Here is a 13802-nt window from a genome sequence, read left to right as displayed (position 1 = left end):
TAACTCCGGGCTTAACCCAGCTACATCTGCCTTACCATGAAAAAAACTTTACTCTGTTTATTTATATTGACGTTTGCTGCCATTGGCTATGCCCAAAACCGCCGGGGAGGTGGTAACGGTAATGGGAACAATGGCGCCGGTAACTTCGGAAGGCAACGCGGTACGAAAGATCAAAAAGGTCCTTTGCCTTTTAGGGAAGTTTATGGGATAGTTAAGGATACTGCTGATAAAAAATTGGAAGGGGCAACTATTAAGCTGGTATCGGCTACAGATAGTATGGTTACCAGCACCGGCCCAACAGGTAAGTTCAGGTTTGGGAAGGTTAAATCGGCTACGTTTGTCATCACCGTTACCAGCGTAGGATTTCAAACGATAGTAAGGAAGATGCTGAACAACGACGAATCGCGCAGCCTGGAGCTGGATGCCTTTGTTTTGAAACCACAGCAACATATGTTGGGCGAGGTAGTGATAAACGGTGAGCCAAGTGTTACTTACAAAACTGATACTGTTGAGTATCGCGCCAGTGATTATAAAGTTCGCCCGAATGCTACTGTTGACGAGCTGATTAAGAAAATGGAGGGTGTAGAAGTTGCCAAAGACGGAACGGTTACTCACCAGGGGCAGGCAGTAGTAAAAGCCAGGCTGAATGGTAAAGATTATATAGGTGGCGATGTAGCGCAAGCGATTAAAAATTTGCCTGCAGACATTGTAGATAAAATCCAGATTGTTGATGATTATGGCGATCAGGCGGCCCGGACAGGGATTAAAGATGGCGACCCACAAAAAGTGTTGAATATTACTACAAGGGCCGATAAATCGGTAGGCAATGTTGGTCGGTTAAGCGCGGGTGCAGGTAGTGACGATCGTTATGATAACCGTTTGTTTTTTCAGCGGATAAACGGCAACGAACAGATAGGGTTGATAGGCAGTTTTGTAAACACCGTAAATGGCGTTTCGGGCGGAACCGGCGGCGGCAGCGGCGGTACTACCAAAACAGGCGGCCCTAATATCAGCTACCGCAGCTATCTAACCAAAAAGATTCAGATAAATACCAGCTATAATTATAATTTCAGGGATGTTAATTCTATTAACCATAGCGATGGCCAACAGTTTAGCACATTGGGTACCACTAATTTTATCAGGAACTCCAACTCGCAAAATAATAACAAAACTCATAATGTGAACCTGGAACTGGAGTATAATATTGATAGTGCTAACTACCTAAAAGTGACACCCAGTTTCAGTTACTCGGGTGTAAATTCAACAAACACATCTCAAAGTTTTAAAACCGGCCTTATTCACCAAGATATTTTAGGTTTAACCGGTAGCAATAATACTGTACCCAGTTGGGGTGCCATTGTGTTTTATCAGCATTTATTTAAAAAGCCAAAGCGCAACCTGTCGTTTCAGGTAAGTTACAACCGCTCAGATAATGAAACTGTTAACGAACAGGATAATAATATTATTTACTACCAGGATTCTACCAATCATGTTTTAAAAGATTCACTGGTTAACCGCCACATTAGCCGGAGTAACCTGAGTAAAAACTTCAGGACGAGTTTTACCTATGTTGAGCCCCTAACCGATGTGTCGCAACTGGAGTTTAATGCGCAGGTAAATTCGCGCAGTTATGATAACCAGGCCTATACCTATAACATAGATTCGCTGGGCAGTCGCAATCTGGTTGATTCATTGAGCAATGTTTTTAAATATTCGTTTACCGAGACGCGACTGGCACTTAACTACCGTATCAATCAAAAAAAATACAATATTTCGTTAGGCGTTACCGGTGTGCCAACAGTTTTAGACGGTACAAAAATAACCGGAGGGGTAGTAAGTACGCATCGCACTAATTTTAACTTAATCCCGATAGCGCGTTTTCAGTATGTATGGTCAAAGCAGGAGCGTTTTTCGGTGAACTACTCGGGCAGCCCACAGGAGCCATCATTTAACCAGATTCAGCCTGTGCGCGATGAGTCTAATCCGCAAAACCCGGTTGTGGGTAACCCCGATTTGAAGCCATCATTCAGGAACTCTATTAACCTGCAATACAATAATTACATAATTGATTCAAAGTTTAATCTATCGGCCAATGCTAACGTGAGCTTTATTAAAAACCAGATTGTTACCAATACAGTGCAGATAGCTGATACCCTTGGTGCTTTAAAAAATGAAACACATTATATAAACTTAAATGGCAGTTACAACATTGGCGGTAACTACAATATCTCAAAACAACTGGCCGATCGTAAGTATAACTTATCGCTCAATGGTACAATTAATTACGGGCATGGCATATCCATGAGTAATAACGTGCAAAACTTTACCACTACCTGGCATTTTAATGAGCGCTTAGGCCCCCAAATAAACCCAAGTGAATCGGTAGAAATTAACCCATATGTTTCCTACGATGTGGCAAAATCATATTTTACATTGCCGCATTCGGTAAATACCAATATCAGCACAACGGCTTTAGCCATTGATGGCAAATTTTATTTCCTTACCGGGCGCACGGCTACTTTTGGGTACAGCGCCAACAAAAATTTCGTAAAAGGGATTTCGCAAAATCTTACACGTAACCCATTGGTAATTAACGCTTACATTGAACAGCAGTTTTTTAAGCGCCGTAACCTTACGCTTACGTTCCAGGTGTTTGATATTTTAAAACAAAACAATTTTATCAACCAGGTAACAACCGAAAATTCGGTAACCAATACCCTCAGCAACGCTCAAAGCCGTTATTTCATGTTTAGCGCCAAGCTAAACCTCCAGAAATGGACAGGCTCGCCTATGCGCCACGGGCAACGAATGAAGAGGAGAGGGGACGGAAGCTTTATTGAGTAGGAGACAAGCAGCCTCACCTAAATCCTCTCCAAACGAGAGGACTTTAAAAGAAGCTTTAAAATCAAGAAGGGAGAGGGCAGGGTGAGGCCCCTTATATCTTTATCAACTCCTGCTTCAGCGCGGCAATTACCAGTCCTGTACGTGATTTGGTTTCAAACTTTTGGAACAACGCTTCGCGGTAATTGTCGATAGTGTGCGGACTCAGGTTCATCATGTCTGCTATTTGCTTGTAGGTGAGGTCGCTGCAGCAAAGCTCAAGGAATTTTAATTCGTTAGCATTTACTTCAACCTGTTGGGTTTTTACAGGCTGATTGTTTTGAATATTGCGTAATAGTTTGCCACTCACCAATTCATTAATATAAAATGATTGTTTAGCAATACCGGTGATAGCATCAATTAAATCGGATGCCCGGGATTGTTTGAGCATATAACCGCCGGCACCACTTTTAAGCATGCCTATAATTGGCTTATCTTCTTCAAACATACTTAATGCCAGTACTTTTATTTCAGGATGGTTTTCTTTAATCCATTTAGTGCTTTCATAGCCATCCATCAGCGGCATGGTAATATCCATCAGGATCACTTCCGGCAAAGGGTTACGGGATAGCTTCTGGATCATGTCCTGGCCGTTCTCAGCATCAAAAATTACATTTATTTTGCCCGAATCGCTAAGCAGGCTTACCAGCCCCTGGCGAAAAAGGGTATGATCGTCAACAATGACTATATCTATTTTATCAGCGTTCATTAATATTTAGTAGGGTATATTTATAATAATTTCTGATCCGCTTCCCGGAGCCGAGTTGATTGAGGCACTACCATTTATCATCGCCGCCCGTTTGGTGATGTTGTGCAGGCCCATCCCGTTTTTACGTTTCAATGTTTCTTCTACATCAAAACCTTTCCCGTTATCGCGGATTGTTAACTGAAATGAATTTTCAATCTGCTCTAAAGTTATAAATATTTCGGTTGCTTTGGCATGTTGTATAATGTTATTGATAATCTCCTGGAACAGGCGGAAAAGGATTGTTTCCTTGCCGCTATCGGCATTAAATGTGCTAAAGTTTTGTTTTTCAAAATTGATCTTAAACTTCTCTGATCGTTGCAGCCATTCCAGCTCAAATTCAATGGCAGCGGCCAGTCCGCGGTTTACCAGCTCTTCGCCATGTAACAGGCGGGATAAGGCTTTTACTTCTTTGATGGAGCGGCTTGTCAGGTCTTCAATAAAAGCCAGTTTTTCCGCAGCTTTATTGGTATTGTTAAGGTCGATAGAACTTAGGGTTATGGTAGTGATGCTTAATAACTGACCAATGTTGTCATGCAGGTCATAGGCGATGGTTTTAAGGGTTTGTTCCTGTACTTCCATCTGCGTTTTAAGCAACTCATTCTCAAAAGTCTTTTGCAGCAGTAGCTTCTCCTCCTGGTGTTTTTTCTTTTTACGGTTGTACGATACTACGTAAATGATTAAAAACAGCGGAGCAATTAAAAAAATGAGGGAAGTAAGGCCTATGAGGAATACGATTTCCTGTGAAGATACCTGCATAAAAAAGCGTATGACCAAAATGCGTATAATATAATATTTAGTAAATTAAAAATATAGTACCTGATGGAGTGCCCATAAACTACGGTACTTGATTTTGACATGTAATCAAAAAAAACATTGCAGGTAGTACTGCCAAAGTAAAAGAACAAGGCGCCGCTTACCCACCAAAAAGGCGCCGAAAAAGCAAGCTGTTCAAACTGCTCATCTTTTAATTTAAGATAGTAATAATACAGGCATGCAAATACAAAAACTACCGACATTACCGTTGCCGTATTTGAGACAAAGCTCTTAAAATGGGTAGCAAATAGCTCGGCAATAAATATTATCATAAAAATACTGTACCAGGCAATCAGCCATTTACGCGTGTCTTTATACGGTTTGTATAAATTATATAAAGTGTAGCTTACCATGCCACACTCAAATAACAAGAACACATTATATAAATTATGATTGAAGATATGCGCTATCCTGTTCATATAAATGCCTGTAAACTCTACAATGCAGGTTAATAGCAGGTAAGCTATAAATAGCTTCCAGGCCGCTATTTTTTCGTTTGATAGAAAAATAAGGGCGGCCAGGAAGCAAATAAATTCGGCAACAGTATTTATTGTGATAAAAATCATGCGGTTAAATATTATTGTACCAATGTTGCACCTATGCTGCTGCAGGTGCTTGGAGGTGGGCATTGCTCGCCGCGGTTTTCTGGTGGGGTACCTACTATAAAACCACCCGAGCCACTGTTTTGCCCTGGTGCCGGTTTTCCGTTGTAGTAGTCCCAGTGCAGCGTTTTGCCGTCTTTTATTACCGGTGTGGTTGATACCATTATTAATGTATTACGACCCCAATACATTTTATCCGGAATGTGGCCGTCAACAAAAGTGCCTGGATAGTCATTATGATAAGTTGCGAGGTAAAAACGAATGCCATCGCCATGTTCGGTGTCTATTTTTGCAACTAAAGCTTTCAGTCGTTTAATATCGAACCAGATAGCCCGGGTATTAGGCACTTTCACGGTGTCGGGTTTCTGATCAAGCTTAATAATTGAGTCGGCCTTGCCGGCATGTTTTTCATAGTTTTTTACATAGGCTAAAGCTAATTTATACCCTACGGTATCAAGATTAGCCTGTATGTTGGAATCGGCTGCCGTTGTAGTGGCCTGCTTTTGCTGACATGCGCTAAAGCCAATAGCGGCAAAAGCAAATGTAATTAGGGTGATTTTTAGGTTCATGATATTGTTCATTTGAGTTTATCGAAAGTGCTTAATTATGTGTAGAAACACAACATCTATATCAAACCTTTTTTTACCCCTAAAAACACCTTTAAAAAAGCTGATTATACCCTATGTTGTCCTTTAACTATAATAGACATTTGTGAAGTGATGCAAATACAAAACACATTACGTTCGTTCTTTTTAGTTAATTCAAACTCTTAGTTAAATGTAACTTATATGCAATAATAATGCTTTGTAATACCGATGTTGTGCTTTATTCGATAGGTAAATTAGCTTATAGTAAATTTACTGTAAGTGATTGATTTTTAAGTTGGTATTCGATAATTTTTTTATTGTGATTATCAAATACGAATTAAGCTTTTATTAAATTTTAATAATATATATTTACCGATAATTAAATAGAATTAACCAATTCTAAACCTAAAATTACTTATAACTAAAACCTAAAATTCAAACACTATGGAACCTTACATTGGCGAAATCCGCATGTTCGCCGGCAATTTTGCACCCCAAGGGTGGTTTTTTTGCGATGGCTCAACATTGCCAATTTCGCAGTACAGTGCATTTTTTTCTTTATTAGGCACTACTTACGGTGGTGATGGTATGAGCACTTTTCAAATACCAGATCTTCGTGGCCGTGCGCCTATACACTCCGGTAACGGGCAAGGAAAAAATGTATCACGTTATGAACTCGGCCAACTGGGAGGCAACGAAAGCGTTACCTTATCTGCGCAACAAATGCCGGCGCACTCGCACGTAATTAACACTGTAACCCTTGGAAACCTGCCACAACCTAATGGTAACTCTATTGCAGGTCTTCCGGTAGATCTTACAACCGGCGAAGGCACAAACAATTGGTCGAACGCAACACCTGATTCAACCTTAAGTCCTGCAACAGTATCGCCAACGGGTGGCAACCAACCCGTAAATGTAGTAACACCTTATTTAGCTGTCAATTTCATTATTGCCTGGCAAGGTATCTGGCCTTCAAGACCATAATAATGAACGGAATTTTGATGAAATTTAATGCATCCCAATGAAAGTTGGTATTGTATCAAATTCAAAAATATGTATACCCCTGCTTTCGTACCTAAGCAGTATCAAAGCAGGGGTTATATTATACTTCGGGAAATCTGCACATGCTGATATCAGCGTAAATGACATGGCCGGTTTTTGCAGGATGAACTATATATCTTTCTATGCAGAAGATGATAAAAAAGAGCTTTATAACTGGCAACAACTAAACGAACCTGATATAATTTTCATAACAGGGTACGGCCATAAAATTGATGTAAGGGAATTAAGTGGCGTTCCAAAGGGAATATACAATATACATTTTGGTAAACTACCGCAATACAGGGGGCCTTCGCCGGTTTTTTGGCAGTTAAAAAATGGCGAACCGGAATTAGGTTTATGCATACACCAACTAATCGATAAACTGGACAGCGGCGCAGTTATTTGGGAACAAAGTATTAAGAATGAAGAATACCATACCTATAATTATATAAACCAAGCATTTAGCCAGCTGCAGGTGAGGGGGGTAGCGCAAATACTCGCTAAGCTAAATAGGAAGCAAACGCCGGATAAAAAAACACAGGACGAAACCAAAGCCAGGTATTACAAAAGGCCCCAGCTGGCTGATGTAATAATAAACTGGGATGTGATGGAGGCAAGTGAAATCCTTAATGTTATCAAAGCTTGTTCGTCGTGGAATAACGGGGCAAGCACCTTGATAAACGGGTACGAACTGAAAATATTAGATGCCGAAATAACTTTGGCAGCAGCAAATATTAAACCAGGAACAATTACCATAGCTAATAACAAGTTTAATGTAGCTTGTCTAAATAACAAAGCGCTAAGCATTAACTTTTTCAATATAAGTGCTACTTGTATCCCGGCCCGGCATGCAGGTTTTTATGGTTTAAAAACAGGGCAAACATTTAGTATTAAATTATAACGAGACCCGTACATATAAACGAACAATTAACAACTAATCATGAAAAAACCTTTACCTTACATTAGAAAAGCAATAACCAGATGCAGCCGGTTGTTATTAACTGTTGTATCATTGTTGGTATTGTCTGGGATAATCTCAAGTGCTCAGGCGCAGGTTTATTACCTTATAAATAGTACTACGGGTAATACAACTAATGCGGCAAACGTATTGAAGAAAGTTGATTACAGCGGGAGCAATGATGGTGTTGTTACCAGTTCGATACCTAACCCTATTTTAGCGGAGGTTGACGCGCCCAACAACCGCATATTTACCTATAATGGCTTTTTAGGTAACCGAATTATAAACGTGGTGAATATGGGTACTGGCGCAGTTATCAACACCATTAGCTTGCCTTCAGGTATCCAGGTGTCCGGCCCGTCAGTAACAGCAATTAAATATGATCCCGTAAATGATTGGGTATATTATGTAACAAATAGCAATGGCGGTGCCGCTGCCCTAAATGCTATATATAGGTCTAAGCCGGATGGTACTCAAAATACCACATTAGCGTCTGGATTTGCTACGCTGCCACAATGGCTCGCGCTTGATATACCTAACAACAGGGCTTTTATATATGAGGGACTTTTTAGTGCGCGTAAAATATTAACGTTCGACCTAGGGACTAATACAGTAACAGGCAATGCCCCTGTATCTAACATAGCAAACGCCATTGCTTACGATCCAATTACGGATTACATCTATTATATAACGTCCGACAATGATCCATTAAATGTATCTGCTAACGATGCATTAAGAAAAATACATCCGGGTGGCACCGGCGGCGAGATTGTTATTAAATCTTCGGTGGTTAAATGCCCTCAGTATATGACATTAGATGCAGGTAACAATCGTGCATTTGTGTACGAGGGATATTATGGTTCTTCTACCACCATCAGGTTAGATGATACAGGTATATATGGCGTTGATCTTACGTCAGGTGCAACAAGCCTGGTGCTTAGCCATGCTAATTTACAAAATACACCTAATTATCTTAGGGTTTATGCACTATTTACTCCGGCGCGTCCTATTATTGCCACTGCCGCAATTTCAACGTTCTCATCTGCTTCTGCTACGTTAGGTGGTAATGCCACGCGTAGTGATGCAAGCGTAACCGAACATGGTGTTGTTTACAGCAGCAGTAATACAACACCGGTTATTGGTGGCACTGGCGTTACTAAAACAATAATTGGTACAGGAGGTACAGGAACTTTTTCCCAAAGCATATCCGGTCTTACTGCTTCAACAACATATTATGTAAGATCTTATGCAACCAGTGGTGCCGGAACTTCTTATGGTTCGGTGGTTTCTTTTGCTACACTATCAAATGATGCCACACTTTCGGGGCTTAGTTTAAGTAGTGGTTCATTAAACCCAACATTTGCTTCGGGTACTACTACTTATACAGCCTCGGTACCAAACGGCACAACAACAATTGCCATTACACCAACACGCAACCAGGCCAACGCTACTATCAAAGTTAACCTCACCATTGTATCATCAGGCTCGGCATCTGCCAATTTCAACTTAAATATAGGCGATAATACCGAACAGGTTGTGGTAACCGCGCAAGATGGTTCTACCAAGACTTATACAGTAACCGTAAACCGGGCTAAAACTGCACAAACCATTACTTTTGCTTCAACAGCCTCAAAAACATATGGCGATGCCGATTATGCGCCGGGCGCAACAGCCAGCAGCGGTTTAACTGTTAGCTATAGCAGCGATAATGCAGCTGTGGCAACTATAGTGAGTGGTAAGATTCACATTATTGCACCAGGTACCGCCAATATTACAGCCTCGCAAGCGGGCGATGCCAGTAACCTGGCGGCAACCAGCGTAGTACAGGCCTTAACCGTAAATAAAGCTTCAATAACGGTAACTGCAAATGCTGCAAGTAAAATTTATGGCGATGCCGACCCATCGTTAACTTATGCGATAACTTCGGGTGCATTAGTGGGCAGTGATACTTTCACCGGTGCGTTAACGCGCGATGCGGGTACAAATGTTGGCACCTATAATATCACCCAGGGAACGCTGGCTTTAAGCACCAGCAAATACACACTCTCTTTTGCGACCGGTGTTTTAACCGTTAATAAGCGGGCCATCAGTATTCAGCCTGCACCTGCAAGTAAATCTTACGGTGATGTCGATCCCAACTATCCTTATTATTATAGGGTGGGCTCGTTAGCAAGTGGCGACGGAATGGCAGGCTCATATGTACGCGATCCGGGCGAAACCCCAGGTACATACGCGTTAAGCATAGGAACCAAACACCCCGTAAATGCCACAACCGGTGTCGATCAGACCAATAACTATGTTATCACTTATATACCAGAATATTTAACCATCACCAAAAGAGTTATAACGCTGCACCCTGTACCTGCTACCAAAGTTTACGGCAGTGCCGATCCCGGATTTCCTTACCAGTTTACCGTAGGCTCACTTGCGCCTGGCGAAGGTATGACAGGTACATTTGGCAGGCCGGCAGGAGAGGATGTTGGCGTTTACGCGTTAACCATTGGTACAAAAAGGCCGGTAAATGCAACAACTGGAGTATTTACCGATCAGTATTACACCATATCAATTATATCTGATAATCTTACCATTACCAAAAAAACGGTTAATGTAAGCGCAAATGCGCAAAGTAAAACCTTTGGTGATGTTGATCCTGCCTTAACTTACAGCGCCGATGCCCTTGGTTTTAGTGATACGTTCAGTGGCGCACTTACCCGCGTTGCCGGCGAAAGTAATGGTACTTACGCTATTAGCCAGGGCACGCTTGCTTTAAATACTACCAACTATAACCTGAATTTTACAGGCTCAAATTTAACTATAGGCAAAAAAATAATTAACGTTAGCGCCGATGCGAAAAGCAAAACCTACGGCGATACCGACCCAACCTTAACTTACACTGCCGATGCATTGGCCAACGGCGATACCTTCAGCGGTACATTAACCCGTGCAGCCGGTGAAGTATCGGGCATTTATGCTATTAGCCAGGGTAGCCTTGCTTTAAGCAACAACTACACCTTAAATTATACCGGCAGTAACCTTACTATCAGCAAAAAAACTATCAATGTAACGGCAGCTGCAAAAAGTAAAACTTATGGCGATACAGATCCTGCTTTAACCTACACCGCTGATGCTTTACTAAACGGTGAAACCTTTAGCGGCTCGTTAACACGCGATGCAGGCGAGGCAGCGGGCAGCTATAATATTAACCAGGGCAGCCTGGCATTAAATAATAACTATACAGTAAATTATACAGGGAACAACTTAACCATTGGTCAAGCCTTATTAAGTTACGTAGCAACCCCGGCAACAAAAACTTACCTGGCGCCCAATCCAACCTTTACCGGTACCGTAACAGGTTTTATCAACGGTGATACACAAGCTACGGCCACAACCGGTACATTAAGCTTTACATCAACAGCAACAGGCTCAAGTCCGCAGGGAAGCTATCCTATTAACGGCTCGGGTTTAAGCGCCAATAATTATAGCTTTGTACAATCGCCCGCAAATGGTTCGGCATTAACAGTAGTTTTATCTTCTGATGCAGCTTTATCCAACATATCGGTCTCACAGGGAACGTTAAACACCTCTTTTGATGCCGCAACATATCAATATTCGGTAAATGTAGATCATAACACTACATCAATTGATTTTACGGCGGTGGTTCATCAGGGCAATGCCACTATGCTTGTAAACGGTATGGCGCTTACCTCAGGTTATGCAATTACTTTGCCTTTAAATGGCGGTGACAATTACTTTACCACGGTTGTAACTGCCCAGGACGGCACAACTACACAAAGTTACCTGGTAACTGTAAACAGGGCGCTTTCTACAAACACGCTGCTAAGTAGCATCATCACAAGTGGTGTTACATTTAATCCGTCGTTTGATCCTAATACAACAACGTATACGGCTGCCGTAAGTAATCTTGTTACCAGCACAGATATTACAGCAACCGCTGCTGATGTTGATGCCAATGCACAAATAGGTCCCATCAAAATAACAGCAACCACCTCTTATCATTTTCCATTAAACGTTGGCGACAATCCCATCAGTGTTGACGGGGTGGCTCAAAACGGCGATATCAAACATTATAACATCACCATAACCAGGGCACCATCGTCAGATGCCAGTTTATCGTCGCTTAATACTACAGTATTAACGTTTAATGAGCCATTTAGCAGTACCACGTATAACTATACAGCAACAGTAGCCAACAATGTATCACAGTTTAACTTTGTGCCTGTCGGCACAAACAACGCTGCTGTTATTACATTTAACGGTAACCCTGTAAATTATTTAGGTGTTACGCCGACAATTAACTATGGCGTTAACACTTACAATATTGTAGTTACATCTGAAGATGGTACTGCAACACATACCTATACCATAACAGTAACCCGTACGCTATCGTCAGATAATAACCTGTCGACACTTTCCATTCCGTTCGTTACTACCATAAATGAACAGTTTGATCCAGCCGTATTAAATTACACTGCCGACCTGGCAGATTCGACCATCACCGGTTTGCCGCTTACAGCTTACTCTTACGATCCGAATGCTACCATGAAAATAAATGGAACCGCGGTAGCCAGGTTTGCCAATTACACCATGACTTTACATGGCGGCGCAAATACCTTTAATATAGTAGTTACGCCGCAGGATAACAGCACTGCAAAAACGTATACGCTGGTGCTTACACGCGCAGGTACGCCACCGCCGCTACTGTCGCCTAATGCTACTTTAGCTGCAATGTCTGTTTCGGCTACCGGCTATAGTCACAACTTTAATTTTGCTTTTGATGCGCTTACTCCGCTTACTGTCGCAAATAAAGTAACCGGGGTGAGGATTCATCCTGTAATCCCTGCCGATGGTGCAACAGCTACTGTTAACGGCGTTGCATTAGCTTATGATGCCAGTACAAATCTGTTACCGTTAAATGTAGGCGATAACACTTTTGATGTGGTTGTAACCGCAGCGGATGGTGTTCATCAAACAACAACGACGCTGCACATGAACAGGTTGCCGTTTGCTGATATCAGCCTCGCCTCATTGGTTTTAAATGCCGGCACCTTGAACCCTGCTTTTGTTGGCACTACACTTACCTATTCTGCGTCGGTGCCTTATAGCGTTAGCAATTTAAACGTAACTCCGGTTGCCAATGCTGTCGATGCAACAGTTACCGTAGGGGCCGCAACTATTAGCGCCGGTGCACCAAGTGCAAGTGTTCCGCTTAACGTGGGGCTGCCAAACCGTATAAGAGTAACGGTAACCGCCGCAGATGGTGTAAATACTCAAAATTATGCCATAAATGTAACCCGTTTGGCCCCCGATGCTACACTTGCTTCGCTAACACTTGGCAGTGGTACGCTTAGCCCGGCCTTTAACAGTGCAACCACAACGTATACCGCTTCGGTAGGCGGTAATGTTGGCAGCGTTTTAATCACGCCAACCGCAATAGATCCAGGCGCCGTAATAACCATTAATGGTTCGTTAATAGGCGCATCAGCAACCGTGCCTTTAATTGCAGGCGACAACAGTTTTGCTATAGTTGTAACGGCCGGCGATGCCGCTGGCGGAACTGTTACCCAAACATACAGTGTAACAATAACCAGGGCAGCTACATCTTCGGATGCCACGCTTGCCAGCTTGAACTTAAGTACTGGGACATTAAGCCCGGTATTTAATGCCAGTAATCTGACCTATACCGTCCCTGTAGGATCGTCGGTCAACTCTTTAACCATAACCCCGGCCGCTACAGACCAAAATGCAACAATAACCGTTAATGGCTTGCCAACCAATGTTGCCGGCACATCAACGGTAGCATTAACTCCGGGCGCCAACATTATCCCGATAGTGGTTACGGCGCAGGACGGCAGTACCACCAGCACCTATACGCTAACGGTTAACCGTTCGAATGCTGGGTTGTCTACCAATGGGAATTTGAGCTCACTAAGCCTGAGTCCAGCTTCTATGCTGACAGCAATAACAGGCAGCAGCGCGGTAAATTATCAAACTTCGGTACTGGCCTCAACATCCAGCATAAGTGTTACGGCTGCAAGTGCAGATCCAAACGCGGTAATAAGGGTTGAGGGCAATCTGGTGTTGAGCGGCAATGCATCAGCACCGATAACGCTGAACGCAACCGGAGCTACCACCGTTCATGTTTCTGTAACAGC

The 13802-nt window shown here is 42.4% G+C and carries 8 protein-coding genes; 4 read left to right on the top strand and 4 right to left on the bottom strand.

The genetic code is table 11. The annotated features are described in order from the left end of the window. Positions 1-36: 36 nt before the first annotated feature. Positions 37-2844 carry an outer membrane beta-barrel family protein gene (locus tag AC1DU2_RS26915; RefSeq protein WP_477388282.1) on the top strand — a complete coding sequence of 936 codons (2808 nt, stop codon included), beginning with the start codon at positions 37-39 and terminating at the stop codon, positions 2842-2844. 91 nt (positions 2845-2935) lie between these two features. Here the strand turns inward: AC1DU2_RS26915 and AC1DU2_RS26910 are convergent, their stop codons facing one another. Genes AC1DU2_RS26910 through AC1DU2_RS26895 form a run of 4 tightly spaced genes read right to left on the bottom strand, consistent with a single transcriptional unit; the run spans position 2936 to position 5612 of the window. Further along, on the bottom strand, positions 2936-3589 hold the full coding sequence (locus tag AC1DU2_RS26910) for a response regulator (protein WP_477388280.1): 654 nt from the start codon (positions 3587-3589) through the stop codon (positions 2936-2938). Positions 3590-3595: 6 nt separating this feature from the next. Continuing rightward, the gene (locus AC1DU2_RS26905; RefSeq protein WP_477365353.1) at positions 3596-4384 is read right to left on the bottom strand and encodes a sensor histidine kinase; all 789 of its coding nucleotides are present in this window, start codon (positions 4382-4384) and stop codon (positions 3596-3598) included. Further along, on the bottom strand, positions 4348-5007 hold the full coding sequence (locus AC1DU2_RS26900; protein WP_477388278.1) for a hypothetical protein: 660 nt from the start codon (positions 5005-5007) through the stop codon (positions 4348-4350). Before AC1DU2_RS26900 ends, AC1DU2_RS26905 begins: the two co-directional genes overlap by 37 nt. Positions 5008-5018: 11 nt before the next feature. Further along, positions 5019-5612, bottom strand: a complete 594-nt coding sequence (locus AC1DU2_RS26895; protein WP_477365359.1) for a hypothetical protein — start codon at positions 5610-5612, stop codon at positions 5019-5021. A 462-nt stretch (positions 5613-6074) separates the two neighbouring features. Between AC1DU2_RS26895 and AC1DU2_RS26890 the strand changes: the two genes are divergently transcribed. The 3 genes from AC1DU2_RS26890 to AC1DU2_RS26880 all read left to right on the top strand — a co-directional run. Then, positions 6075-6614, top strand: a complete 540-nt coding sequence (locus tag AC1DU2_RS26890; RefSeq protein WP_477388276.1) for a phage tail protein — start codon at positions 6075-6077, stop codon at positions 6612-6614. A gap of 37 nt (positions 6615-6651) precedes the next feature. Beyond that, positions 6652-7572 carry a methionyl-tRNA formyltransferase gene (locus AC1DU2_RS26885; RefSeq protein ID WP_477388274.1) on the top strand — a complete coding sequence of 307 codons (921 nt, stop codon included), beginning with the start codon at positions 6652-6654 and terminating at the stop codon, positions 7570-7572. A gap of 39 nt (positions 7573-7611) precedes the next feature. Beyond that, positions 7612-13802: beta strand repeat-containing protein (locus tag AC1DU2_RS26880; RefSeq protein ID WP_477388272.1), on the top strand; the 6191-nt coding region annotated here is incomplete at its 3' end.

The sequence above is a fragment of the Mucilaginibacter sp. P4_C11 genome (genome assembly GCF_056402115.1).
The sequence above is the reverse complement of the archived record's forward strand: the minus strand, read 5'-3'. Positions and strand labels throughout refer to the sequence as shown.